The organism is Paenibacillus sp. 2TAB19 (assembly GCF_052115185.1).
In the GTDB taxonomy this organism is placed as follows: domain Bacteria; phylum Bacillota; class Bacilli; order Paenibacillales; family Paenibacillaceae; genus Pristimantibacillus.
In genome coordinates this window covers 59,379-85,261 of sequence record NZ_JBFRGE010000001.1, presented here as the reverse complement: position 1 = coordinate 85,261, position 25,883 = coordinate 59,379, and the positions used below count along the sequence as shown (strand labels likewise).

Genomic DNA, 25,883 nt, shown 5'->3' with positions numbered 1-25,883 from the left:
CCCGTCATTCAACTAGAGGAGTGTATTCGATATGACGAAAACAACAAAAACCGTATTTGTATCAGGAGCGGATCGCGGTGTCGGACTGGCGCTGGCATCGGTATGGCTCGGCAAAGGTTATACGGTATTCGCCGGCCAATACGCGGAGGGGACGCAAGGGCTGTCTGAGCTGCAGCAGCAATACGGCGATCAGCTGCATATTGTGCAGCTTGATGTGTCGCGTGATGAAAGTGTTGCCCAGGCGGTAAGCTATGTGGCAGACCGCGCAGGTCAGTTGGACCTGCTGTTCAATAATGCGGCGATTCTAGGCGATATTCAGGCGAAAATTACCGATGAGCTGAACTACGCGGAGATGATGGGCGTCTTCAACGTCAATACGCTCGGAAGCTTGCGGATGAGTCAGTCCTTCATGCCGCTTCTTCTGAAAGGCGAGACGAAGATGATCGTGAACATATCGTCGGAAGCGGGCAGCATAAGCAACTGCCATCGCGATAGCTGGTATGCGTATTGCATGTCCAAAGCGGCGCTTAATATGCAGTCGAAGCTCGTGCATAACGGCTTCAAGCCTTTGGGCGGCCGCGTACTCGCCATGCATCCGGGCTGGGTGCAGACGTATATGCAGGGCAAGCTGGACGCGAATGCAGAGCTGACACCAGAGCAATCCGCTGCTTCGATTACACGCGTCGTCGAAGAGAAGCTGGCGCAGCCTCAGTCGCAAGCGGAATGCGAATATGTCGATTATAACGGCACGGCTATGAACTGGTAGTTTATAATAGGAACGAGATTGGAAGGAATAGAAAGGGGATTAGTGATGAGCGATAAGATTCGAGCAATGGTGTTCGGCGACAATGAGCGCGCGCCGTATCATCCGCTTCATGCGATAGAGAAGGAACTGCAGGCGATTCTGGGCGATCGCTTCGTCCTGGAAGCAACCGATGACTATGACCGATTACACTCTGCTTCGATTGGCCAATACGATCTATGCGTCTCGTATGCCGATTGCTGGGAGGAGAAGCTGACCGATGCGCAAGTTGCCGGACTTGTCGCTTTCGTGGTGCAAGGAGGCGGCTTGCTCGTCATTCATAACGGCATATCGGTGCAGAATCGGCATGAGCTGCGCCAGTTGATTGGCGCTAAGTTTCTCGGACATCCGGAATATCAGCGGCTGAAGTTCCGTTACGCGGACAACAGTCATGAAATATGGACAGGAGCTGAGCCGTTCGAGATGGATGAAGAGCCGTATATGTTCGAGATGGACTCTTTCATCGAGACAGAGCTGCTCATGACCTATGAGATGGACGGAGAATTGTATCCGGCAGCATGGGCGCATAAGCACGGACTTGGCCGCGTTGCCTATTTGATGCCGGGCCATCATGCGCCGTCGTTCGCGAACCTTCCGTATCGCGGCCTCATTGCGAGCGCGGCGATGTGGGCGGCTCGTTAACGGGAAGCGGCAAGCACCTAGTCGTTAAGCTAAGACGATAACAGACCAACAGCAAGAAGGAGCCTGCATATGAGCGAGCCTATGTTACAGACGAAGCAGCAAGCCATAAGCATGATGAAATTATGGTCTTTTTTTCTGCCATTAGGCATTTCGGCAAGTTTGGTCACCATTTCGCACGTAATTATTAATAGTACATTAAGCAGAGCTGCTGACCCCGAGCGGATAATCGCCAGTTATGCGGTCGCGATGAGCCTGCTTGCAATTACGGAAAGGCCGGCCGTTCTGCTCCGTCAGACCTGCTCTACACTGGTTCGGGATAAACGCTCCTATACGTCGACGCTTACCGTCGCACAGCTTGTGTTTGCCAGCATTATGATAATGGGGCTGTTGATCAGCTATACACCGCTCGGGACATTCATATTTAAAGACGTATTCGGAGTCGGTGAGGACAGTGTGGACGATGTTCTTCGGGTCTATCAGGTGCTTATGTTCGTAAGTATATTTTCGGGGATTCGCTGTTTTTACCAGGGCGTTATCATTTATAATTTGCGCACCAAGTGGCTGACGATCGGCATGGCAGTCCGACTCGCCGGTATGTATATGCTCTCGCTGTATTTTATCCATACCGGGGTGCACAGCGGCGTTGTCGGAGCGTACATCTTCTTATTCGGCATGATGATCGAAGCGGCGGTCAGCTTCATGGAGGGGCGTTTGCTCGTACGCAAAATGCCGGACAAGCTGGAGGATCATACCACTAAGACCAAAAGTCATGTTTTCTCTTTTTACCGGCCGTTATTGTTCTCTTCCCTTATTTCGGTGTGGATCGGTCCGGCGATTAATGCGATGCTGGGCAAAACGTGGAATGCCGAGCTGGCCATTTCTTCCTTTGCGATCGCAGCCAGTCTCGTTATGCTGCTCAGCAGTTTTTTTAGCTATTTTCATCAAATCGTAATCAATTTCTATCCTATCGATCCCGGTGCGGTTCGTCGATTTACGCTAATGCTAGGTTTCGTGCCCGCACTGTTAATGGGGCTCATAGCCTTTACGGATTTAGGCGTTTTTTTGCTGGAGCATGTTATCGGCGTACACGGCCGATTGCAGGCAGAAAGCATTCGGGTATTGCAAAGCTTCGTGCTCTTCGCGCTCGTGATGCCTTGGCTTGATGTCCTGAATGGACTCGTATTCGTACGCAGACAGACGAAACTTATTATCGGCTCCCAAATCTCGAATCTAACTTTCACGATCATCACGCTTATCGTTTGTACCTGGCTTGCTCCCGAATGGAACGGGGCAATCGGAGCTTGGGCGCAGTCGCTCGGCATGATGGCGGAGCTCATATTCGTTGCATTGGCGCTGCGATTTATTAAAACGGATGAACCCGTTCCTGCTGCAGCAAGAGCGGCAGTCTGATAGGTCGCTATGTCATTTAGCACATAATAAAGGGGCGTCGATCCAATGATCGACGCCCCTTCTATGTGGCCGGGTTATGCGAGGAGGCTGCTCATTTCGCGGCGCAAAATATCGATCATAAGATCGCTGTGCTCCTGCGCCACAATAAGCGGCGGCATTAGCCGGATAGCAGAGGGCTTGGGCGCATTGATGAGCAAGCCTGCATCTTGGCAAGCAGCAGCAAGCTTCGGCCCCAGTCCTTCTGGGACGTCGAAGGCGAGCAATAGCCCTTTGCCGCGAATGTTCGAGATCGGCAGGTCAAGCGATAGGCCGCTTAGCTTGACCTTCAAGTACTGCCCTTGAAGCTCGGCATTGCGAGACAGGTTGCTACGGGCAATTTCTTTTACGACCGCGTATCCCGCAGCCATCGACAACGGCGCTCCGGTGTAGGTGCCGCCTTGATTGCCTTGCTCGAAAATATCGTATTTGTCGGTAGTCAGCATCGCCGACAACGGGAAGCCTCCGCCGATTGCTTTGCCCAGCGTCAAAATATCGGGCTTAATCCCGTAATGCTCAAAGGCGAACAGCTTGCCGGTTCTGCCAAGTCCGGTCTGTATCTCGTCGATGATAAGCGGCATGCCGTACATATCGCAGATCTTGCGCAGTCCATACAAGTAAGCTTCATCGACGACGTTAACGCCGCCTTCGCCTTGAATGAGCTCGAGCATAATCGCGCATGTATTGTTATTGACGGCGGCGAAGCAGGCATCCAAATCGTTGATTGGCACATGCTTGAAGCCGTCTACCTTCGGAGCGAATAACGTCTCCCATTCTGGCTTGCCAGTTGCCGACATCATAGCAAGCGTACGTCCATGGAAGCCGTTCTTAACGGTAATGATCTCATAAGCGCCGTTCATCTTCTTAGCGCCATGCTTTCTTGCCAGCTTAATGGCGCTTTCGTTAGCCTCAGACCCGCTGCTCGCGAAGAACGCTTTATCCATGCCGCTAATATGCGTTAGCAGCTCAGCGAATTGAATCATCGGCTTGTTGTAGTATGCTGGGCTTGCATGCACAAGCGTTCCCGACTGCTCGGCAAGCGCCTCCCGAAGCACCGCCGGCGAGTGGCCAAGCGCATTAACGGCCCATCCTGCAATAAAATCAAGGTAACGCTTGCCTTCTGTATCCCACATAAACATGCCTTCTCCGCGTTCCATTACAATAGAAGGACGTTTGGTCGTAAAAAGTATCGATTTATCGGCTTCGGCCAGCAAGCCGGTTGTCTGTGTTGTTACAGCTGTTTCTGTTTGAATCATAAATATTCACCCGCTTATTCAGATTATTGTATAAATATACATTACACCGTATTTATATGCAATAGTTCGTGAAGTAATTCTTAACGAGCGTGGTTGGATTTTAGACTGGATTTCGTCCATTCAAATGAGGCGAACTACTCCAAAATATAAGTTTGAATGGATCTGGTACAGGCTAATGAGTCCATTTAGGCGGATGCGAGCTAGATAGACGGATTAGTCTGTATAAAATCCACTCAAAAGTAACAGAATTGCTGTAACCCTCTAGTTCATTGGACAAAATCCACTCAAACGGCTTCAGTAGCTTCCTACATAGGCAGCCATCATGCAGCTCTGACGGGACGGGGAGGGATGCCTCTCATTCGCTATTTATGACAGCGCTATCATGTTATGATCAACTTAACCATAAATGAGCAGGGAGGATGAACGAGAGATGAATACGTGGAACGGGGATTCGCTTCTTGATCGGTTGTATGAGGAAGCGGTGAACAAGCATAAGGTGCAAGCTGCGGGGGAGACGCGGCCGCAGCGAAAAGAGAAACTGAAGCAGACGCTTCGTAAGACAATCGGCGAGTTCGAGCGTAATGAGGAGCATGAGYCGCATCTGCTGGAGCGCGTCGAATGCGACGGTTATATTCGCGAGCGAGTGGAGCTGTCGGCGACGCCGGGCGTTTCTTATGCCGCGTATGTCCTCATTCCGAAAGAGGCGAGAGGTCCTCTGCCTGGTGTTCTGGCGCTGCATGGTCATGGTTACGGCAGCCGCGAAATCGTCGGCCTGCTGAAGGATGGATTGCCGGATGAAGGCATACCCGGCATACACCAGCATTTCGCGGTTCAGCTTGTGAAGCGCGGGATGATCGTTATCGCACCTGACGTGATCGGCTTCGGTGAACGCAGGCTGCTTGCCGATTTGGCTGCGAATCCGGAAGCGCCGAACTCTTGCTATCGTCTGTCGACGCAGCTTATGATGCTCGGCAAGACGCTTACCGGACTACGTGTCGCAGAAGCGCTTCATGCGTTTCGTTATGTTGCCTCGCGCCGAGAAGTGGATGAAGATCGGGTTGGCGTCATGGGCTTCTCGGGAGGCGGTTTAATCGCCTATGTGTGTGCTGCTTTGGAAGAGAGGATCAGCGCCGCGGTGCTAACGGGCTTCACGAATACGATTAAAGACAGTATATTCGCTGTGCAACATTGCATCGACAACTACACGCCGGGTCTGCTCGAGCAAGCGGAGCTGCCGGAACTGATCGGCTTAATTGCGCCGCGTCCGTTGTTTCTGGAATCGGGAGAGAAGGATCCGATCTTCCCTGTTGCCGGATTCCATAAGGCGGCCGCTCGAATTGAGGCAATCTACGATAGGGAGGGTGCGGCAGACAAGCTGGCGCAAGACGTTTTCCCTGGCGTTCACGAAATAAGCGGAAGGTTTGCATACGACTGGCTGAGGGACACACTCTCCAAATAATGCTCCTATGTCTTCTTCTCCTCTATGATTCGCTTTGCATACTGATTCGGGGGCATACCGACATGTTTCTTGAACACTTTGCTGAAGTAATAAGGATCGTTCAAACCAGTTAAATAGCCGATCTCGCCAAAAGTAAGGTCGGTTGTCTCGATGAGCTCCTTCGCATGCTTGATTCGTACTTGATTGACGTATTGGGTAATCGTTTGCCCCGTCATCGCTTTGAAGCAACGATTCAAATAATCATAGTTGCCCTCGAAGGCCGATTCGATTTGATGACTCGTTATTTTGTGCGGGTAGTTCTGATGGATATAATCGAGCAGACCGTTCACCTTGCCAATCGATTTGGCAGGGTAACGGTCATTTCTTTGCAGCTCGTCCATGAAGTTGTCCCGCGACAGCTCGATCAGCAGCTCCGTGAACCGCAGAGCGGTCAAGCTGTGGTTGTAATGCTTGCGCCTATACAGCTGCAGCATGTCGTTCATAGCGAGAAGCGCCTTGCGGAACCTTGCTTTGTCCGTAATCGCATGGCTTTTTGGAAAGCAGCAGTCATATTCGGACACAAGCGGATGGACAGGTTTTCCCTCTAGAAACGGCGACTGATCGTGATGAGCGATAAAATATTGAGCCAGCGCCTTCATATCCTCCACCTGAAGCGTTCTAATGTCCCCATGCTCGAAGTGAATATAATAATAATCGCATAGATCATGTTCCGTGCCTTCATGCTCCATATTCGGTTCAAGCACGTATATATCGCCTTTCCGCAGCACGAAGGAATGGCCATTCTCCTTCATATGCAGCTCGCCGCTCTTGATGAAATAGAGGACGTATTCGTCCGTAATCCGTTTGAAGTGAAGCCAAGGGCTCTTATACGATATGAAGCCTACCAGACGAATTCTTGGCACGATTTCGATATTGATCGCAAGCAAGCGAACACCTCCGTCATAACTTCAAAAGTCGGTTTTGTACAAAAAGAGTCTGTATCTTACATTCCCGTTCATTCTATCACAATCTATACTGGGGTTGTATTCGCAGCCGACATTGAAACGGGGGATAACGAGTGAAGAAGTTAAAGATTGGCGTTATTGGACTAGGCGGGATTGCTAACTTTCATATCGAGGGCATACAGGCAAGCGAGGATGCGGAGCTATGGTCGATTTGCGACGTTAATGAAGAAGCGCTTGCTTCAAGGGGAGAGCAGTTGAATATTCCGGAGGAGCGCCGCTATACCGACCATAAGCTGATGCTCCGAGATATCGAGCTCGATGCGGTGACGATCGGAACGCCGAACAGCAACCACTTTGATGCAGCATACGAATGTATTCAAGCTGGCAAACCTTTTGCGCTAGAGAAGCCAATCGCGCTCAATGAACAGGAAGCGATTACGCTGCGGGATGCTCTAATTCAAAACCCTGTACCGCATATGGTGTGTTTCTCCTATCGGTATAAAGCGGCCGTTCGCTATGCGAAACAATTAATTGAGAAGGGCGAGCTTGGATTCGTCCACCATGTATACAGTCAATACTTGCAAAGCTGGGGGCTGAACGAAGACATTCCGCTCGTATGGCGATTCCGCAAAGACTTGTCAGGCTCGGGGGCGCTCGGTGACTTAGGCTCGCATATTCTTGACCTCCATCGTTTTCTTGTCGGGGAAACGGTACGTGTTATAGCCGATGCAGGCACGATCGTGAAGGAGCGTAATCGGATTGGAGCGGAAGGTAAGGGTGCCGTTGATGTCGATGATTTCTGCCATGTGCTGGCTCGTTTCGAGAGCGGAGCTTCCTCCTCGATGAGCATTTCGCGGTTCGCGTACGGACGGGGCAATTATCAGCAGGTGGAAGTGTACGGGACGAAGGGCGCGCTTTTGTATAACCTCGAAGAAGAGGATACGCTTCAAGTGAAGTTTGGCGATGAGCAGCAGTTCCGTTCCGTGGATATTCCCGACGATTGCCGTGTCGGCCAGATGCAATCYTTTTTTGATTTATTGCTGGGTAAAGGCGACGGCTTAGATGCGACCATACAAGACGGATTCATCAACCAATTAACAATCGATCGCATTATTCAATCGTTCACCGAAGAAAAATGGGTATCAATCACACCCGTGGAGGCAGCTAATCATGGCTAATATAAAAGTAACCGTATGGAATGAATATCGGCATGAGCGCGTGAAYGAGCATGTGGCAAGCATATACYCTGAAGGTATTCATAATGCTATTGGCGGGTATTTGAAAACGCAAGCGGGTGTTGAAGTGCGGACCGCCGTGATGGATGATCCCGATCATGGCTTAACGGACGAGGTGCTGGCGAATACGGATGTGCTTATCTGGTGGGGGCATCTGGCGCATGGAGAAGTAAGGGACGACATCGTGGCGAAGGTTCGCGATAAAGTGCTGGACGGCATGGGGCTGATCGTCCTTCATTCGGGCCATGGCTCGAAAATATTCGAATCGCTGCTCGGCACGAAAACGGGCGCGCTGAAGTGGCGCGACGATGGCGAGAAGGAACGGATATGGGTAATCGAGCATGGTCATCCGATTGCGGAAGGTCTCGACCAGTATATCGAGATTCCTAAGGAAGAAATGTACGGCGAGCGCTTCGAAATTCCAGCGCCGGACGAGCTTGTATTCATTTCGTGGTTCGAGGGAGGAGAAGTGTTCCGGAGCGGCTGCTGCTACCGTAGAGGCAAAGGTAAGCTGTTCTACTTCCGCCCGGGGCATGAAACGTTCCCGATCTATCACCAGCCGGAGATCCTGCAGGTCATCGGCAATGGCGTTCGATGGGCTGCGCCAGTTAAAGGCGCGAGCGTCGCATATGGACGCGTCGCTCCGATCGAGCCGATCGGTAAGGCGGACTAAGGTTTATACAGAGGAAGGGCGTTCCCGTCTCAGACGGGAACGCCCTGTTTTTTTTCTAAAGGTTATCCATAGCCATAGCCGTGTAGAACTGCTTCCTTAGAAGCGACTTGTCTTGTTGACTATGCGATTGCTTGCAGAGCTCTGCCATTCGGAAATTAACAGGAAGACCTCCCGTTAAATTGTCAATCTAGGCGTCGTTGATTGAAATAACTGGAGATACTCCCTTTAATATAGAACTAATCCCCGCTATAGGAGGAGAATGGCATAATTAGAAGGAGAAATTCCAGTTATTACATTCAAAACGGTTACTCACGAAGAATTAACTGGAGTTTTTCCAGCTAATTGATCGAACCTATACCAGCAGACCAGCGCAGCCTCCATCTCATGGTGTCTTATATTTCTACAAACACAGAAATATAAGACACCACTTTATTTCGCTCCATAACTCGTTTAAGAAACATGAGTAAAATCCGACACCATAAGCACAATGTAAACGGTTTCTTGAAACCGCCTTTCAACTCATAATGAGGAAGCAACGCACATATGAGAGGGAGGGTCTTACACAATGAAAAGGTACAAAAAGATTTTCTTCGGGGTTCTGGCAGCGGTAACGGCATTCACRATTACGGCTTGCAGCGGCAACAGCGGAAACAATGTGAACAATACGCCGGCCGACACCGGGGGCAACAACAAGCCGACAAATGAAAGCGGGAACAAGCCGCAAACGGACGGCAAAAAAGTAACAATCGAATATTGGCACACGTACAGCGACCAGGAAGAGAAGGTGCTTACGGAAGAAATCAAGCCGCTGTTCGAGAAGCAGTATCCGAACATCGAGTTGAAGCTGACGCGCATGCCGTATGAAGGATTGAAGGAGCAGGTTATTGCCGGCGTAGCGGGCGACGCGGCTCCCGACCTGATGCGGATGGACATTATCTGGGTACCGGAATTCGCGAAGATGGGCGCGTTGCAGGATATTAGCCAAATGGACGGGTTCGAGGATCTGAAAGGCAACCTATTCGAAGGGCCGATGCAAACGAACGCATATAACGGCGGCTACTATGGCGTGCCTCTGAATACGAATACAAAAATCGCGATATACAACAAAGCGATTTTGGATGAAATCGGCGTAGCGCAAGCACCGGCGACTATCGATGAGCTCGTCGCCGCGGCRAAGCTTGCGGTATCCAAAGGCAAGCCGGGCGGCATCAGCATCGGCGGCGCCAACGTGTGGGCGGCATCGCCTTACTTCTGGAGTCTCGGCGGCACGCTGACGAACGAGGATTATACGAAGGTTGAAGGTTTCTTGAACAGCCCTGCCAGCGTGAAGGCGCTGGAGACGATCGTGCAATGGAACAAGGATGGACTCGTTACGCCGACGATTCTCGGCGGCGAACCGGGCGCTTGGGACGGCATGAAAAACAATGATTACATGATGATCGACGACGGACCTTGGTTCTACAGCATTCTCATGAACGAAGCGGAATCGGCGTTCAAGCCGCTCGAGCAAACGGTTCGCGCATTGATACCAGCCGGCGACGGCGGCAGCCGCTCCGTCGTAGGAGGCGAGGATCTCGTTATCTTCGCAAACTCGAAAAACCCGCAGGAAGCATGGACGTTCGCAAAGTGGATGCTCGGCGAAGAGCCGCAGAAGATTATGAGCAAGCTTGGCCTCATTCCAACGAACAAAACAGCAGCTAACGATCCGTCCTTCCTCGAGACCCCTTTTGTTGCCGAATACGTGAAGCAGCTTGAGACAGCGCTACCGCGCACGCCGATTCCGCAATACGGCGAGATGGAGTCGATCATTAACCTCGCGTTCGAGAAAGCAGTCCGCGGCGAGCTTGACGCCAAGACAGCGCTGGACGAAGCAGCGAAAAACATCGAAGCGATCCTCACCAAGTAAGCAATCAATCAACTAACTTACGCATTCTCAATCACTGAGGCCTTCTTCTTCATCCCAGGCGGAGAGAAGAAGGCCTCCCAATTGAGCGAGAAGGAAGGAGTTTCCTCATGTCTATTCCAGTGACGGGTCAGCCGATATCCGGGCATACCCCTGCTAGTTTGCGGTTCAAAAAAGGATTGAAGCAATGGATGGTGGTGCTGCCGTTCATCTTCCTGGGCGTCGTTGGCACGGCTGTGTTCGTCATCTACCCGATGATCCGGAATATCCTCATCAGCTTCCAAGACTACAGCATCATGCCGAACGCGGAAAATCCGTATGTCGGGTTCGACAACTACGTATCGGCCTTCACTGATCCGAACAATAAAGTGTTAATGGCGATCCGCAATACGTTTCTGAACGTCGCGGTGACCGTACCGATCAACTGGCTGCTCGCGATCGTGTTCGCCGTACTGATCAACCTTCATTTTGTGAAGCAAAAAATCGTCTTCCGGACGGTCTACTACTTGCCTATTATTACTTCATGGATCGTCGTTGCGTTTTTGTTCCGCTTCCTGTTCGCAGGCGGCGAATACGGCTTGGTTAACTACATTTTCTACAAGCAGCTCGGCATTTTTAATGAACCGATCAATTTTCTCTCCAACTATTGGTCGGCGATGATCGTCATTTGGCTGTTCCACATTTGGAAGACGGTCGGCTGGGGTGTCGTCATTTATTTGGCAGCGTTGCAGGGAATTTCGAAAGAGTATTACGAGGCTGCGGCTATCGACGGGGCAAACGGCACGAAGCAGTTCTGGAGCATAACCGTCCCTATGCTAGGACCGGTAACGGCGTTTGTCGTGATCAACTTGATCAACGGCGCATTCAACTTTTTCCCGCAGGTGTACTTTATTACGAGAGGCGGGCCGATGGATCAAACCCAGACGCTGCCGAGCTTAATGTATATGCAAGCGTTCAAAAACTTTAACTTCGGTTATGCATCCGCGGTAGCCGTCATGATGGGGATCGCCGTCTTCCTGCTGACGTATACCCAGATGAAAAAATTCGGCAATCAGCGGTTTTTATAAAATATTTCATCCGCGAAACGTTAGCTTACTCCTCCAAAGGACTTAGCTAACCGTTTGCGCTAGGGAGGGATAACAATGAAGACAAATTGGCATATTCAACTGCTCGTTTACGCAATTATTATTTTAGGCGCTTTGGCCTTCCTGTTTCCCTTCATCTATATGATTATGACGAGCTTCATCAAGGGCGCCTATTCGCTGCCGCGGCCGAAGGAAGTGTTCTCGGTCGTTCCGGACTTATACAATTACAAGCTGGTGTGGAGCAGAAATAATTTCGCGCGTTATTTTCTGAACAGCTCGCTTGTGACGATCGTATCCATGGTCGGCAGTCTGTTCCTCGGCTGCTTGACGGCGTATGGCTTCGCGAGATTTACGTTTCCCGGCAAAGAATTTCTGTTCCGCACGTTTCTGCTGACGATGATGATTCCGGGTGTCATCAATATTATCCCGCAGTTCCTGATCATCAAATCGCTTCATCTGATCAACACGTATTGGGGGCTATGGCTCATCTACATCGGCGGCGGGGTCGTCGGTAGCACGTTTTTCTTGCGCGGCTTCTTCCAAAGCATACCGAAGGAATACGAGGAATCGGTGCTCATCGACGGCGGGGGCAACTGGCGGATTTTCTGGAATATTTATTTGCCGCAGTCGATGCCGGCCATCGCGACGCTCGCCGTTCTCTCGTTCCAAGGCACATGGGAGGAATATTTCACAGCGCTGGTCATTATTAAGGATGAAGCGATGCGCACGCTGCCGATCGCGCTCCTCATGTTCAACGACAAATACGCGACGAATTACTCATGGGTATTCGCGGCTTCGATTATTGCGCTCATTCCGACCGTGCTGCTCTATATCATTTTCCAAAAGCGGTTCGTGCAGGGCGGCTTTAACGAAGGCGGCGTGAAAGGTTAATGCCATCGATAAGAACAGGAGATCACGAATGAAATTGAAACCTATGAAAATAAAATCATTATCGTTGCTGCTCGTCGGCTGCGTTGCTGCAATGTCCGCGGCGGGCTGTAGCAGCGAGCTGAAGCTGAACGCCGAAACCGTACAGAGCCAAAGCTTCATGACGAAGCTTTCTACGGATAAGGCTGCGTATCGTCCTGGCGACAAGGTGCAATTCACGCTTGATCTGAAGGAAGACCGGCCCGGTTCGAAGATCATCGTTCAATATCGCCATCTCGGCGAACAGGTCGGCAGGCAGGAAGTGAAGCTGGACGGCAAGCAAGCCGCTTGGAGCTGGACGCCTCCGAAGGAGGATGGCAAGGGCTACATGGCCGAAGTATTCCTGACGGAGAAGGGCAAGGCGGTGGATCATCTCAACGTCGCGGTCGACGTCTCCGCAGATTGGAGCAAGTTCCCGCGTTACGGCTACTTGGCTGACTTCCATGCGATGTCGGCGGATGAACAGAAGGCCGTTATCGAGCGCTTGAACCGATTCCATATTAACGGCATTCAGTTCTACGACTGGCAATACAAGCATCACGAGCCGCTCCAAATGAACGGGAACGAGCCGGCCGCCGAGTGGCCGGATATCGCGAATCGTCCCGTTGCTTTCGATACCGTTAAAGGTTATATCGATCTTGCCCATGAACGGAACATGATGGCGATGAACTACAACTTGCTGTTCGGCGCATACGAAGGCGCGGAAGCCGATGGAGTGAAGCGGGAATGGGGTCTATTCCGCGATCCGACGCAGACGAATCAAGATAAACATCCGCTGCCGGATAGCTGGGCTAGCGATATTATGCTCTATGATCCCGCTAACCCGGAATGGCAGAACTATCTAATAGAGAAGGAAATCGAAGTGTTCAAGCAGCTTAGTTTTGACGGTTGGCATGTGGATCAGCTCGGCGACCGCGGTGCGCTATGGAATGGCAAGGGCGAATCGGCCAAGCTCGCCGAAGGGTACGTTTCCTTCCTGAAGGCGGCTAAGGAGAAGCTGAATACCGATTACGTCATGAACGCGGTCGGCCAATACGGGCAAGCTTTCCTTGCTGCGCAGGCACCGTTAGAGTTTCTGTACACGGAGGTATGGGACGCGCATCCGAAGTATTTGAACTTGAAGGACATCATCGATCAGAACAACAAGTTCGGCAAGGGCAAGCTGAATACGGTGCTGGCTGCTTACATGAACTATGATCTGGCTAATTCGGCGGGACAATTCAATACGCCGGGTGTTCTGCTTACCGACGCCGTTATTTTCGCGGCGGGAGGCTCGCATCTGGAGCTCGGCGAGAACATGCTGGCGAAGGAATATTTTCCGAATCGGAACTTGAGTATTCCGGGCGAGCTGGAGGAGCAGCTTGTTCGTTACTATGATTTTCTGGTCGCCTACCAAAATGTTCTTCGCGACGGTGTTGAAGATTCTGAGCTAGCGGCGGAAGGGCTAGGCGATACCCAGGTGTCAACTGCTCCCGAGCTTAATAAGGTATGGTCATTCACTAAGCAAAAGGGTGATAGCGATATCGTCCACTTCATTAATTTCACCGATGCGACGACGCTGGAATGGCGCGATAATGAAGGCAAGCAGGCTATTCCTAGAGAGCTTAAGGATGTCCGGATTGCCCTTCCCTCAGGAAAAGAGGTTGCAAGCATTCAGTTTGCTTCGCCCGATTATTACAACGGATCAGCAGTCGAGCTGTCGTTCGAGCAGAAGGACGGCGTCGCAACATTCAAGCTTCCGGGCCTGAAGTATTGGGATATGGTGACGGTGAGGTACAAGCAATAATAGAATTGCCAAAGCGATGGCGGGAAAGCCCGAGACGCTTTGGTTTTTTCTCTTTTAAACAACGGCGAATGAGGTAAACTAGAATTATCTCGAATAGTAAGGGTGGACATACCTATGCTTCGCTTTGAACGAATCAGAAACCGCTATGCTTCCAAGGTCATTATCGCCTTTTTGTTCATTATATTGATCCCTACTACGTTGTCGGGGTTCTCTTTCTACTTGGAATCTACCGCACTTGTCAAAAAAAACGTAAGGGCTTCCACGGTGCAGTTGACGAAACAGACCGCGGACGCGCTATCAACCATGATCAATGCGGGCAGCGACACATCGGATTTGATCTATAGCGACTTGCAGGTTCAGCATACGGCTATGCATTACGCGACGAGCCCGTTGAATGAGCAAGTAGAGATGTCGAAATCGACGAATACGCTGCTTCGAAATATTGCCTACTCCAGCTCCTTTGTCAAAATCGTTTATATATTGAAGGATAGCGGCGTCGGCTGGGGAAGCGGCACTTTCTCCACGTCGAAGCTGAAGAAGGCCGAGCTGGCCGAGCTGGACTGGGTGAAGAAATCGAAGCTGGAAGACGGCAAGCTTGTCTGGCAGCCGCTTCGCAGGGATCTCTTTAGCGGAGGCGGYGAGAACACGGAGCTGGTGCTGCCGGTAAGCCGTGTCCTAAAGGATTTCGATACGCTGAAGCAGATTGGGCTGCTTGTCGTGAACATGAACGGCCGATCGGCAGTCAACACGATTGGTCAAGTGAAGCTCGGCGAAACGGGACGTTATACGGTCGTCGATTCGGAGGGTGTTGTCATGATTGACACCGATCTGACGCGAATCGGCAAGCCGGTAGCTGAGCGTGATCTTCATGAGCTTATTGTCGGCAATGACGCGGTCGAATTCGAATATGACAATAATGGCGTTCCGTATTATGGCGTCAAGCAAATGCTGAGCAACGGTTGGATGCTTGTCGGTACGGTGCCGACCGTGGAGATTACGGGCGCGCTCGATAAGCTGCATACGCGCATTCTGATTACATCGGCGTGCTTCGCGCTTATGGCCGTCCTTATCGGGCTATTGATTGCCAAGAAGGTGACAAAGCCGATTAAGCAATTGACGCTCGAGATGCGGCGCGTGCAGCAGGGAGATCTGACGGTGCGGACGGAGGTCAAGACGTCCGACGAGATCGGGCTAATGAGCAAGCATTTCAATAAGATGCTCGATGAGATCGAGCAGTTGATGGAACGAGTCGAAACTCAGCAGAAGGAGAAGCTGGAGGCTGAGGTGCGAGCGGTAACGTATCGGATACATCCTCATTTTCTATATAACACATTAAGCACGCTGCGCTGGCTTATTCGTTCAGGAGAGCGGGAGCGGGCTGATCAAGGACTGGCAGCACTTACTCGGCTGCTGCAGGCGAACATGGGCAAAGACGGACAAATGATTACGATCGAGGAAGAACTGGAGATTATTCAGAAATATTTGGTCATTCTCGAGATGCGTTATGAACATAAGTACGAGCTGAATATTCAGATTGAGCCGGAGCAAAATGGGATTCGAATCCCGCGAATGCTGCTGCAGCCGCTCATCGAAAATGCCGTATTCCACGGCTTCGTTCCGCTCAATCGGGGTGGAAACATAACGGTTGAAGTCTATGGTCGATATCGCGAAGTGCATATCGTTGTGAAGGATAATGGAGCTGGGATAGAAGGCGAGCAACTGAAGCTAATGAATTCCCGGCAGGGAGGCATGGAGCAACTCGGCATCGGGTTGCGGCATATTCATGATTCGCTGAGGCTGTATTACGGACCGGCTTCATCCCTCTCCATCATGAGCGAACCGGATGTCGGATCAACGATCCATATTATACTTAGATTTCAGAATTAGCGGCAAGAGGGGGGAAGAAGATGTTTGATCATGTGTTAATCGTGGACGATGAGCCGATTATTCGCAATGGCCTGAAGAGCTTCATCGATTGGGGCGGGCTGGGGCTTATTCTAGAAGGCGATTGCGCGAACGGCAAGGAAGCGCTCGGCGTGCTTCGCGAGAAGCCGATCGATATTCTCGTTACCGATATCAAGATGCCGGTCATGGATGGCTTGGAGCTTACTCGGCAAGCGCTTGCCATTAATCCGTCGATCAAAATCATTCTCATCAGCAGCTATAATGAATTCGAATACGTACGCGAAGGGATGAAGCAAGGGGCGATCGATTATTTGCTTAAGCCGACGCTGGAGGCCGAGGAGCTGATAGCTGTATTGCAGAGATGCAAGGACCTGCTTGCTCGTGGCCGCAAGCAAGTCGTGGAGCATCAGCAACTCGTCAAACAGACTGCGCTGCTGGATCGCAAACGGCTGGAGCAGGACGTCATTCGATCACTCTTTTCCGGCAATCCCGGCTTGCGCTTTGGCGATTTATTCGGCATGAATGGCGGTACGTATACATGTGCCTATGTAACTGCCGACGGATTGACGGAATGGCAAGAGACGTATGGGAATTTGCATTTGAGCATGATGTATGAGGATATTCAGACGTTGTTTTACGATTGGTCGGAGATAGGCTGCGCACCGATTATGAGCGGGGAAGGCTTGCTGCTCGTTTATCCCGAGCGGTCACCGAAAGTAGGAGAAGAGAAGGCTTTGCTTGCTCGTTTTCAATCGCTAGTGGCTAACGAGCTTTCGCTATCCGTTACGATCGGCTATAACGCATCTGCGGATACGGAATGGCTGAAAACCGGCATGGAAAGAAGCCGTACTGCTGCCATGCGACGGTTTTATGACGGCGTAGGGAGCGTCTATGAATGGGAAGATGGCGAGGAGAAGACGTTAACGAAGCCTAATCTTCGTTCTGACTCTACGGCCCAGGCTGCTATTGACAGCTTTATCGAGCGTTGGAGAACAGAGCAGCCATTGCCAGAGCAAGTGAGAAGAGAAGCGTATGAGCTGTTGACGGTTTTATCTTACAAGAATGGCGATTCCAAGGTGTCCTTCGACTTCCGTGAGCTTGTCAGGCGATGTGAAACGCTGGGGCAGCTAGAGGCCGCTATTCACAGCTTGTCGGAGGAGATGGAGTCGCCTAATCGAATGAAGCTTACGGACAAAGGGCATGGCGCGCAATTAATTGCGAAGGCAATGGAATATATTAAGCTCCATTATCGCGAGGAATTGACGCTGCAGGACGTCGCGGACTCCATTCATGTAAGCAAAAGCTATTTGTCGAATCTGTTCAAGAAGCAGTCCGGCCATAATTTTATTGATTATGTGATCGACCTTCGGCTTCATGAAGCGAAGCGGCTGCTTATGGAGAATGAGATCAAGATTTATGAGGTTGCCGAGCGGTCGGGCTTCAACGATGTCAAATATTTTAGCAAGCTGTTCAAGAAAATGACGGGGATGACGCCGGTGGAATATCGCGACAAGCACCAGCAATAAGCGAATTAGGCGACGGGAGAGAGCGAAATGGCCGTTAATCAAAAACGAATAAAGATGCTAGTGCTCGCAACGTTGCTGCTCTTTGCTTCCGGCTGCGGGCAACAGTCGATCATAACGGATAAGAGCAGCGTGGCGAGTCTGAACGATAATAAAGTGTATGAAATCGAGTTTTGGCATACGTATAGCGATGCGGAGACGCAAATACTGGAGGACCAATTGATTCCGGCCTTCGAGAAGGTCCACCCGGATGTGCGCGTTCATCCCGTTCGTCAAGCGAATGATAATGAGCTGAAGTATACGCTTATATCCAAGGCATCCTCCGACCGCGCGCCGGATGTTGTTCGGATGGATATTGCATGGGTACCGGAGTTCTCTCAGAGCGGGCTGCTGCTTCCGCTCGGCGACAATCCCGACTATGACGAGGTGATGTCCGCGCTCCAGAGCAATACGGGATCGGCGGGTTATTATGAAGGCCAGCATTACTCGCTGCCGGTCAATATGAATACGAAGGTCGCCATCTATAATCGCGCGCTGCTCAAGGAGGCAGGCCTTACCGATCCGCCTGCGAGTTTCGCGGAAGTCATCGAGCTTGCGAAGAAGCATCGATTCAAGATCGGCATCGGCGGGCTCGACGCGTGGAAGAGTCTTCCCTACATTTATGCGTTAGGCGGTATCATGACGAGCGACGATTATAAGAAGGCTTCGGGGTACTTGAACAGCGATAAGACGATTCATGCGGTTGAGCAGCTTGTCTCGCTGTATAACGAGCAGCTAATCGACCGCAACATCATTAGCGGCGGCGCGGATAACTGGGAGGGCGTGAAGACGGGGCGCATTTTGGTAACGGATGAAGGGCCGTGGTTTTATAGCATCTTCGAGGGGGATGAGTTGAAACGGGCCATTGATTCCACCGTCGCTGTCCCTTTCTCGCCAGATTATGGCCCTGCTTCGATACTAGGAGGCGAGGATTTGGTCATCATGCAGGGAGCGGAGTACCCGGCCCAAGCATGGGCATTCATGAAATGGATGGTGCGGGAGGATTCGCAGATCGCGATGTCGAAGACGGGGCTCATACCAACTAATATGAAAGCGAAGGTAATCAAAGCGCAGGACGACTCATTCATCCCGCCGTTCACGCAGGCGCTCGATCAGACGTTTCTCCGTCCGCCGGTCAAGCATTGGGGCAAGATCGAAGAGATCTATTTGGATTATATGATAAGGWTTTTCCAAGGAGAGCTGTCCGCCCGGGAGGGGTTAACGGAAGCGGCCGAGCAGATTGATAAATGGCTGGAATAAGGTATCGCAGCAAAGGCGGCACAAGGACTGATTCCTTGTGCCGCCTTTGCTGTTCGCGCTATAGCTCGAGGCCGGTACCTTGCTTGAAACGTCTGATGACCATATGCGTGTTGACGTTGACGATCCCTTCGAGGGCGTATATTTTTTTGAACAAAAAATGCTCCAATGCCTCTTCATCCTTCAACAACGCATGCATATGCAGAGAGCTTGGGCCGGTCATTTGGTAGATGCTGATGACCTCCGGCTCCTCCGACAAGATAGCGCCGGCCTGCTCCACGAATCTTGGCTCTACGGCAACCTCGAAGAAAGCGGAGATCGCCTGCCCGAGTCTTGTCGTGTTAAGCCGGATGGTGAAGTTTTCGATAATGCCGCTGTCGACGAGCGAATCGACCCTCTTCTGAATGGCTACCCTCGAAAGATTAAGGTGCTCGCCGATCTTGGCGTAGGACATCCTTCCGTTGTCATGAAGCAATCGAATAATTTCTTGGTCGGTCTCGTCCATGTGAGGTAATAACATATTAAATCCACTCCTGAATCGAATTTTTGTAAATGTAGCGTTATGAAACCTTACGTTACTTTTGTGTTAGCTATAGGATTGCAAAGTTACGAATTGATTGTGTTTAATATACCATTAGTAACCAAAATGGTCTATAGATACTGAATTAGTTGACTATTTTGACCGATAGCGGTTTACAAAAGTGATTGACGACCCTGAATGTCGCAAATATAATGATGTCATAAAATATTACATAAATAAACGTGAATCTGTCGTTTTGGTTACGAATAGCTCAACTTTGATTACGAATAACTAACATAAGGGTGTGAAGTGCATGAAGCGACATTTAATTCGTAACGGTACAGTCATGACGATGAATGATTCATCAGAGGTGATTGAGAGCGGCTACGTCTATATCGTAGACGACCGGATTCAGGAGGTTGGGGAATGGCCTCCCGACGGTTCGAAGGATGCACTACTTAGTGAAGCGGACAACGTCATTGATGCATCCGGCAAAGCGATTATACCCGGTCTTGTGAACGGGCATACGCATTTGTTTCAAACGTTCATGCGCGGCGTATCGGACGACATGCCCTTAGCGCAGTGGCTTCGCCAAATTATATGGCCGGCGTCCATCGCGATGGAAGAAGAGGACTTCTACTTGGCGRCAATGATCGGCTGCATCGAGAATTTGAAATCCGGTGCTACCTACATTATGGAGCATCATTACGTACACACTCACCCCGGTAACGACAACGCCGTGCTGCTGGCGATGGAACAGTCCGGCATTCGAGGACAAATGGCGCGCGGCGGGGTAGATCTTAGCTATGAGCCGAAGCTCAGAGAGTCCATTGACGAGATATTCGCGAATACGGATGCGCTGCTCGATCGTTGGCAGGGCGCCGCGAACGGAAGAATCGGTATCGCAATGGGGCCGCTTAATTTGTACGGCTGTTCGGAAGAGTTCTTGAAGAAATCGGCCAAGTACAGCGAACGCAACGGTCTGATTACTCATATCCATGTCGCGGAGACGAAGGATCAGATCGACAATACGATGGAGCGCTTCGGACTTCGGAATCTCGAGCTCGTTGAAGCTGTTGGATTGCTAGGCAAGCAAACACAGGTCGTCCATGGCATATGGCTGAGCGATGCAGAGCTTGATTTAATTCAACAGAACGAAGCGACCGTCATCCACTGTCCCGTATCCAATATGTATTTGGCTTCCGGCGTAGCCCGAGTCCCCGAGATGCTGGACAGAGGCATTAACGTTGCGCTCGGAACGGACGGCCCAGGCAGCAACAATTGCCAGGATAACTTAGAAGTACTTAAGTTCACGGCTTGTCTTCATAAAGTCGATCAACTCGATTCGACGCTGCTGCCGCCTATGCAGGTGCTGCAGATGGGGACGAGAAACGGAGCGAAGGCGGTAGGCAGAGAACATGATCTCGGCAGTCTGGAGGCTGGCAAGAAAGCGGATGTCGTCATCGTCGATTTGCAGAAGGCGCACATCGCTCCGATTCATCGCGTAAGCTCGGCGATCGTTTATAATGCGAACGGCAATGACGTGGACTCGGTTTTCGTTAACGGGGAGCTGGTCGTACACCGCGGTAAGTGCGTGTTTGTGGACGAGGATGAAATCATTCGCAGAGCGCAAGCAAGAGTGGATCTGCTCAGACGCAGGCTGGGGACGGAATATCCCGTATTCAGCAGCAAGGGATAATGAAGGCGGGGGGCTGGACCAAGTGAGTGAGACTGGGCATAAAAAAGAAGCGATGGAGAAATGGTTGAAGATCATCGTAGAGGTCGGCTTCTATGCCGGAGCTGTTATTGTCGCTTTGCTTGCTGGCGGACTCGTTATGCTAATCGCCGGCGTGTCGCCCTTCGAGGCTTATCGTCTTATATGGGACGGGGCTGTCGGCGACATGAACAGCTTGAGGGAGACGCTCGTCAAGGCGACGCCGCTTCTGTTCGCGGGCTTATGCTACACCTTCGCTTACCGCTGCGGCCTGTTCAATATTGGCGCGGAAGGGCAGATCTACATCGGCGCGCTGACAGGGACGATTGCCGCCTTGTATATTCCAGGACTGCCCGCTTATGCTCATCTTCCGCTTTGCATTGCTGCGGGAGCTGTAGGCGGCGCCCTATGGTCGGGCATCGCGGGCGCGCTCAAGATCGGCAGAGGGGCGAGCGAGATTATTAATACGATCATGCTCAACTATATGGCGATTTATCTAGTCAGCTACATGGTAACCGGACCGCTCAAGGAGCAAGGAGGTTCTCTCCCGCAGTCCGCTAGACTGCCGGATACGGCGCTGCTTGGCAAGCTGTTCGATTCGCGGCTGCATTACGGCTTTATATTGGCAGTCGTCATCGCGGTTGTCCTTTATTTTATATTGAACCGCACGGTGTGGGGGTACGAGATTCGATCAGTCGGCTTCAATAAGCAAGCGACGAAGGTAATGGGCATCCCGGTTAATCGCAATGTGCTTCTCGTCATGATGGTGAGCGGCGCGATTGCCGGAGTCGGCGGTTACGCGGAGATCGCTGGCGTGCAGAATCGGCTGTTCCAGAACTTCTCGCCCGGCTTTGGCTACGACGGCATTGCGGTAGCRCTCGTCGGCGGCGCGCATCCGCTTGGCAATATAGGCTCCGCCATTCTGTTCGGCGGTTTGCGCAGCGGGGCGAATGCAATGCAGCGGCTGACGGGCACATCCACTTCGCTCGTCTATGTCATTCAAGCGACGATTATTATCCTCGTCGTCTGCAATCGTTATTGGTTCGGCGGGGTGAAGAGAAAGCTCATTGAGGCATGGATGACTAAGCTTGGCAAGGCAAGCCTCTCCCGCAGGGGAGATGGCTCAGCGACAGCCCAAGCGGCGTTCAGTCTGAAGAAAGGGGAGGGGAACTAGGATGAGCGAAGACATCATTGTAAGTTTCCTGGCTTCGGCCATTCGGCTCTCCGTACCGCTTCTGCTCGCAGCACTCGGCATTCTGTTCATGTCGCGGAGCGGCATATTGAACATCGGGATGGAAGGGATGGTGCTGATCGGCGCGCTGACAGGCGTCATAGGCGCTTATTATACCGGCAGTGCCGGACTGGGCGTGCTCACAGCTATCGTCGTCAGCGGTTTAGTCGGCCTCGTGTTCGGATTTCTCGTCGTCACGACGGGGGCGGATCAGGTCGTTATCGGAACGGCGCTCAACCTGCTCGGTCTCGGCATTACGACCGTCTTCGGGAGAAGCCTGCTCGGTATGGGGCAGGAAGCGGTGCAGGTACAGGGCATTGCCGTGGTGAAGATTCCGCTCTTAGGCGACATTCCATATATAGGCGAAGCATTGTTCCATCAGAATGTACTTGCCTATGTATCTTACTTGCTCGTACCGATTGTCGCATTTATTTTCTACAAAACGAATTGGGGGCTGCAAGTACGCGCCGTCGGCGAAAATCCGTTGGCAGCAGACACGCTGGGCGTTCGCGTTCACCGTACAAGATATATTTGCTGCATCGTCGGCGGCATGCTTGCAGGTGTTGCAGGCTGCTCCCTATCGCTCGGCATATTGAATCAGTTCACGGAAAATATGGTTGCGGGACGCGGGTTCATCGCCCTATCGGCCGTTATCTTCGGCAAGTGGACGCCGGCCGGCACGATGGCTGCCTCTCTGCTGTTCGGAGGAGCGGATGCTCTGCAGCTTCGTTTCCAAACGTTCGGCATCAAAATTCCATATCAATTCATGCTGATGTTCCCTTACTTATTAACGATGGTCGCGCTAGCGTGGTTCTCGGGCAAGAGCAAACAACCTGCGGCAACCGGAGCGCCATACAAGAGTCTGGCTAACCGCAATGGGTAAGACAGTAGAAGCTTGAGGAGGATGATGGCAATGGAGATAAAAGCGGAAATCATTTTGGAAACCCGCGAACTGGTGAAGCGCTTCGGCAGCTTCGTCGCCAACGATCGTTTGAATCTATCGATTAGGAAGGGCGAGATACATGCGCTTCTTGGGGAAAACGGAGCAGGCAAGAGCACGCTGATGAACATGCTGTCGGGAATGCTGGCGCCAGACGAGGGCGAGATCTTATTCCAAGCGCAGCCGGTCAAGTTCGCTTCTCCTAGGCAGGCTGTAAACGTGGGGATCGGCATGGTGCATCAGCATTTCATGCTCATTCCCGCTCTGACAGTGGCAGAGAACGTTGTGCTCGGCATGAAGCAGGATCGCAGTCCGCTCTTTCGATTCAAGAAGGCATGCTCCGAGATACGGGAGCTGTCGGATCGGTTCGGGCTCGACATTGACCCTAAGCAACGCGTAAGCGAGCTGTCGGTCGGCCAGCAACAGCGGGTGGAGATCGTCAAAACGCTGTTCCGCGGAGCGGAGTTCATCATTCTAGACGAGCCGACCGCGGTACTGACGCCGCCCGAGGTGCAGGATCTGTTCCGTGTGCTGCGGACGCTGAAGTCAGAAGGCAAGACGGTCATCTTCATCAGCCATAAGCTGCAGGAAGTGCAGGAAATATGCGATCGCGTCTCTGTTCTAAGGCTCGGCAAGCTTGTCGGTACCCATGAGCTGGGCGGTACGACAGCGGCGGAGCTTGCACGGATGATGGTAGGCCGCGATGTTCATGCTCAGATGCGCAAGGCGAGGATTGGGAAGCAGGCGGAGACTCGATTGGAGATGAGAGGGGTAAGCGCGGGCGAAAGCGGCTCCGAGCTGCTCCGAAACATTAGCTTATCAATTCGACAGGGTGAAATACTCGGCATCGCCGGCGTTGACGGCAACGGGCAGAGAGAGCTCAGCGAAGTGCTGCTTGRGCTGAGAAACAAGCAAAGCGGCGTGATTGTGCTGGAAGGCGAGGAGCTTCATCGCCAGCATCCCCGCAGCATGACCGAGCGCGGCGTAGCCTATATTCCGGAGGATCGCCATAAGGAAGGACTTATGCTGCAGATGAGCATCGAGGAGAATCTTATCTCCAAGGAATATCGCAAGCTGCGCTTCAGCAAGACCGGCATCATCAACCGCCGAAAGATGCGCCAGAACGCGGAGGAGCAAATACGCAGCTTCTCGATTAAGACCACGGGCGCGGCCATTCCGATCGGGCAACTGTCTGGCGGCAATCAGCAGAAGGTGATTCTAGCCCGCGAGCTGATGCTGAATCCGAAGGTGCTCGTCGCGATGCAGCCGACGCGAGGCATGGATGTCGGCGCAGCGGAATACGTGCATAAGCGAATTCTCGAGGCAAGGGAGAAGGGCTGCTCGATTCTGCTCATATCGACTGAATTAGAGGAAATCATGGCGCTGTCCGACCGGATAGCGGTGCTTTACAAGGGAGAGCTGCTGGACACGATGGATCGGGAAACGGCGGATTTGGATCGTATCGGCATGCTAATGGCCGGCATCCGGCCGAAGTCTTCTTTTGCCATATAGAAGTGTTGCATACAGACAAAAAAACATTATTTGGAGGGGTTAGGATGAGAACGAAAATGTTTAGTAAGACGCTGGCGGTATTAGGTATAAGCTTAGTATTGATTTTTGCGGCGGCATGCGGCGGCGGAAATACGGAGACCGGCAATTCCGGCAATACGGACGACGACGGCGGCACGAGCGGCAAGGCGCTCAAGGTTGCTCTGCTAACCCCGGGTCCGATTAATGATAACGGTTGGAATGCAACGGCTTATGCCGGTCTTATGAAAATCAAAGAGGAGCTTGGCGCGGAAACGGCATACTCCGAGAAGGTCGGCAACTCCGACGCGGCTGAATTTATTCGCGGTTACGCCGAGGACGGCTACGACGTTATTATCGGCCACGGCTTCGAGTACGGCGATGTGATGAAGGAGATCGCGCCGGATTTTGAGAAGACATGGTTTTTGGTCAACAGCTCTACGATTACGCAAGAGCCGAATTTGACTTCGCTTAGCTTGAATAACAGCGAGCAAGGTTATTTGATGGGTTCGATTGCGGCGCTGTTGTCCAAAACGGGCACTGTAGCAGCAATCGGAGGCTCGGAAATTCCTCCTATTACGAAGTCGGTGGCAGGCTTCGAGAAAGGCGCGAAAGAAACGGTGGCTAACATTAATGTGCTTACAACGATGCTCGGCAGCGACAACGATGTCGCCAAAGCGAAGGAAACGGCGATTACGTTCATCGAGAAAGGCGCGGACGTCGTTATGACCAATGCGAATCAAGCGGGACTCGGCGGTATCGAAGCAGCGGAGCAGAAGGGCGTTCTCGCCATCGGCTCGAATCAGGATCAGAACAGCAACGGTCCGGATACGGTCGCAACGAGCGTGATTCAGGATTACCCGGAAGCGATGAAGGTTGTCGTCGAGCGGATTAAGAACAAGGAGATGAAGGCCGAATCGCAACTGCTTGGCGTGAAGGACGAAGCGATCTACTTGGCTCCTTACCATGGCTTCGAAGACAAGATCTCGCAAGAAATCAAAGACAAAATCAATGCAATCGTCGAATCGCTTAAATCCGGCTCGAAAGTCATTACGAATGAATAGAAGCT

Annotated in this window: 21 protein-coding genes; 18 read left to right on the top strand and 3 right to left on the bottom strand. The window is 51.9% G+C overall.

Annotated elements, in window-relative coordinates; genetic code table 11:
* Positions 1 to 31: 31 nt before the first annotated feature.
* From AB4Z33_RS00380 to AB4Z33_RS00370, 3 genes are all read left to right on the top strand, one after another.
* On the top strand, positions 32 to 766 hold the full coding sequence (locus tag AB4Z33_RS00380; protein WP_442047979.1) for an SDR family oxidoreductase: 735 nt from the start codon (positions 32 to 34) through the stop codon (positions 764 to 766).
* 45 nt (positions 767 to 811) lie between these two features.
* Entirely contained in the window at positions 812 to 1,444 is a 633-nt protein-coding gene (locus AB4Z33_RS00375; protein WP_442047978.1) for a ThuA domain-containing protein, read from the top strand.
* Positions 1,445 to 1,513: 69 nt separating this feature from the next.
* A complete protein-coding gene (locus AB4Z33_RS00370) occupies positions 1,514 to 2,854 on the top strand; it encodes a multi antimicrobial extrusion protein MatE (RefSeq protein WP_442047977.1) in 1,341 nt (446 codons plus the stop codon).
* Positions 2,855 to 2,928: 74 nt separating this feature from the next.
* Here the strand turns inward: AB4Z33_RS00370 and AB4Z33_RS00365 are convergent, their stop codons facing one another.
* Positions 2,929 to 4,146 carry an aspartate aminotransferase family protein gene (locus AB4Z33_RS00365; RefSeq protein WP_442047976.1) on the bottom strand — a complete coding sequence of 406 codons (1,218 nt, stop codon included), beginning with the start codon at positions 4,144 to 4,146 and terminating at the stop codon, positions 2,929 to 2,931.
* Between the two features lie 430 nt (positions 4,147 to 4,576).
* Here AB4Z33_RS00365 and AB4Z33_RS00360 point away from each other — a divergent pair, with 430 nt between their 5' ends.
* The gene (locus tag AB4Z33_RS00360; RefSeq protein WP_442047975.1) at positions 4,577 to 5,605 is read left to right on the top strand and encodes a dienelactone hydrolase family protein; all 1,029 of its coding nucleotides are present in this window, start codon (positions 4,577 to 4,579) and stop codon (positions 5,603 to 5,605) included.
* Between the two features lie 5 nt (positions 5,606 to 5,610).
* On the opposite strand, the gene AB4Z33_RS00355 is transcribed toward AB4Z33_RS00360, so the two are convergent.
* A complete protein-coding gene (locus tag AB4Z33_RS00355; RefSeq protein ID WP_442047974.1) occupies positions 5,611 to 6,531 on the bottom strand; it encodes an AraC family transcriptional regulator in 921 nt (306 codons plus the stop codon).
* 131 nt (positions 6,532 to 6,662) lie between these two features.
* On the opposite strand from AB4Z33_RS00355, the gene AB4Z33_RS00350 reads away from it, so the two are divergent.
* The 9 genes from AB4Z33_RS00350 to AB4Z33_RS00310 all read left to right on the top strand — a co-directional run bounded on the left by AB4Z33_RS00350 (position 6,663) and on the right by AB4Z33_RS00310 (position 18,885).
* Positions 6,663 to 7,727, top strand: coding sequence for a Gfo/Idh/MocA family protein (locus tag AB4Z33_RS00350; RefSeq protein WP_442047973.1), 1,065 nt, complete (start codon positions 6,663 to 6,665; stop codon positions 7,725 to 7,727).
* The gene (locus AB4Z33_RS00345; protein ID WP_442047972.1) at positions 7,720 to 8,457 is read left to right on the top strand and encodes a ThuA domain-containing protein; all 738 of its coding nucleotides are present in this window, start codon (positions 7,720 to 7,722) and stop codon (positions 8,455 to 8,457) included. The genes AB4Z33_RS00350 and AB4Z33_RS00345 overlap by 8 nt, the downstream gene beginning before the upstream one ends.
* Before the next feature lie 565 nt (positions 8,458 to 9,022).
* A complete protein-coding gene (locus tag AB4Z33_RS00340) occupies positions 9,023 to 10,363 on the top strand; it encodes an extracellular solute-binding protein (protein WP_442047971.1) in 1,341 nt (446 codons plus the stop codon).
* Positions 10,364 to 10,470: 107 nt separating this feature from the next.
* Positions 10,471 to 11,427 (top strand): carbohydrate ABC transporter permease, encoded by a 957-nt coding sequence (locus AB4Z33_RS00335; RefSeq protein ID WP_442047970.1) that lies wholly within the window; start codon positions 10,471 to 10,473, stop codon positions 11,425 to 11,427.
* Between the two features lie 75 nt (positions 11,428 to 11,502).
* Positions 11,503 to 12,336: a carbohydrate ABC transporter permease gene (locus AB4Z33_RS00330; RefSeq protein WP_442047969.1), complete on the top strand. Its 834-nt coding sequence runs from the start codon at positions 11,503 to 11,505 to the stop codon at positions 12,334 to 12,336.
* Positions 12,337 to 12,364: 28 nt separating this feature from the next.
* The gene (locus AB4Z33_RS00325; RefSeq protein ID WP_442047968.1) at positions 12,365 to 14,158 is read left to right on the top strand and encodes a glycoside hydrolase family 66 protein; all 1,794 of its coding nucleotides are present in this window, start codon (positions 12,365 to 12,367) and stop codon (positions 14,156 to 14,158) included.
* 114 nt (positions 14,159 to 14,272) lie between these two features.
* Positions 14,273 to 16,045, top strand: coding sequence for a cache domain-containing sensor histidine kinase (locus AB4Z33_RS00320; protein ID WP_442047967.1), 1,773 nt, complete (start codon positions 14,273 to 14,275; stop codon positions 16,043 to 16,045).
* Positions 16,046 to 16,065: 20 nt separating this feature from the next.
* Complete coding sequence (locus AB4Z33_RS00315; protein WP_442047966.1) at positions 16,066 to 17,589, top strand: response regulator transcription factor; 1,524 nt, start codon at positions 16,066 to 16,068, stop codon at positions 17,587 to 17,589.
* Between the two features lie 27 nt (positions 17,590 to 17,616).
* Positions 17,617 to 18,885 carry an extracellular solute-binding protein gene (locus AB4Z33_RS00310; RefSeq protein WP_442047965.1) on the top strand — a complete coding sequence of 423 codons (1,269 nt, stop codon included), beginning with the start codon at positions 17,617 to 17,619 and terminating at the stop codon, positions 18,883 to 18,885.
* A gap of 58 nt (positions 18,886 to 18,943) precedes the next feature.
* Here the strand turns inward: AB4Z33_RS00310 and AB4Z33_RS00305 are convergent, their stop codons facing one another.
* Positions 18,944 to 19,402 carry an Lrp/AsnC family transcriptional regulator gene (locus tag AB4Z33_RS00305; RefSeq protein ID WP_442047964.1) on the bottom strand — a complete coding sequence of 153 codons (459 nt, stop codon included), beginning with the start codon at positions 19,400 to 19,402 and terminating at the stop codon, positions 18,944 to 18,946.
* A 313-nt stretch (positions 19,403 to 19,715) separates the two neighbouring features.
* Here AB4Z33_RS00305 and AB4Z33_RS00300 point away from each other — a divergent pair, with 313 nt between their 5' ends.
* The 5 genes from AB4Z33_RS00300 to AB4Z33_RS00280 are packed head-to-tail and all read left to right on the top strand — an operon-like array spanning position 19,716 to position 25,878.
* Positions 19,716 to 21,101 carry an amidohydrolase family protein gene (locus AB4Z33_RS00300; RefSeq protein WP_442047963.1) on the top strand — a complete coding sequence of 462 codons (1,386 nt, stop codon included), beginning with the start codon at positions 19,716 to 19,718 and terminating at the stop codon, positions 21,099 to 21,101.
* Positions 21,013 to 22,290 carry an ABC transporter permease gene (locus AB4Z33_RS00295; protein WP_442047962.1) on the top strand — a complete coding sequence of 426 codons (1,278 nt, stop codon included), beginning with the start codon at positions 21,013 to 21,015 and terminating at the stop codon, positions 22,288 to 22,290. Before AB4Z33_RS00300 ends, AB4Z33_RS00295 begins: the two co-directional genes overlap by 89 nt.
* Before the next feature lies 1 nt (position 22,291).
* A complete protein-coding gene (locus tag AB4Z33_RS00290) occupies positions 22,292 to 23,230 on the top strand; it encodes an ABC transporter permease (protein WP_442047961.1) in 939 nt (312 codons plus the stop codon).
* Between the two features lie 30 nt (positions 23,231 to 23,260).
* On the top strand, positions 23,261 to 24,799 hold the full coding sequence (locus AB4Z33_RS00285; protein ID WP_442047960.1) for an ABC transporter ATP-binding protein: 1,539 nt from the start codon (positions 23,261 to 23,263) through the stop codon (positions 24,797 to 24,799).
* Positions 24,800 to 24,843: 44 nt separating this feature from the next.
* Positions 24,844 to 25,878, top strand: a complete 1,035-nt coding sequence (locus AB4Z33_RS00280) for a BMP family protein (RefSeq protein WP_442047959.1) — start codon at positions 24,844 to 24,846, stop codon at positions 25,876 to 25,878.
* Positions 25,879 to 25,883: the final 5 nt, after the last annotated feature.

Coding starts and splice junctions, on each gene's coding strand:
- AB4Z33_RS00380 (WP_442047979.1), top strand. CDS start 32: ATGACGAAAACAACAAAAACCGTATTTGTATCAGGAGCGGATCGCGGT.
- AB4Z33_RS00375 (WP_442047978.1), top strand. CDS start 812: ATGAGCGATAAGATTCGAGCAATGGTGTTCGGCGACAATGAGCGCGCG.
- AB4Z33_RS00370 (WP_442047977.1), top strand. CDS start 1,514: ATGAGCGAGCCTATGTTACAGACGAAGCAGCAAGCCATAAGCATGATG.
- AB4Z33_RS00365 (WP_442047976.1), bottom strand. CDS start 4,146: ATGATTCAAACAGAAACAGCTGTAACAACACAGACAACCGGCTTGCTG.
- AB4Z33_RS00335 (WP_442047970.1), top strand. CDS start 10,471: ATGTCTATTCCAGTGACGGGTCAGCCGATATCCGGGCATACCCCTGCT.
- AB4Z33_RS00330 (WP_442047969.1), top strand. CDS start 11,503: ATGAAGACAAATTGGCATATTCAACTGCTCGTTTACGCAATTATTATT.
- AB4Z33_RS00325 (WP_442047968.1), top strand. CDS start 12,365: ATGAAATTGAAACCTATGAAAATAAAATCATTATCGTTGCTGCTCGTC.
- AB4Z33_RS00315 (WP_442047966.1), top strand. CDS start 16,066: ATGTTTGATCATGTGTTAATCGTGGACGATGAGCCGATTATTCGCAAT.
- AB4Z33_RS00305 (WP_442047964.1), bottom strand. CDS start 19,402: ATGTTATTACCTCACATGGACGAGACCGACCAAGAAATTATTCGATTG.
- AB4Z33_RS00290 (WP_442047961.1), top strand. CDS start 22,292: ATGAGCGAAGACATCATTGTAAGTTTCCTGGCTTCGGCCATTCGGCTC.
- AB4Z33_RS00280 (WP_442047959.1), top strand. CDS start 24,844: ATGAGAACGAAAATGTTTAGTAAGACGCTGGCGGTATTAGGTATAAGC.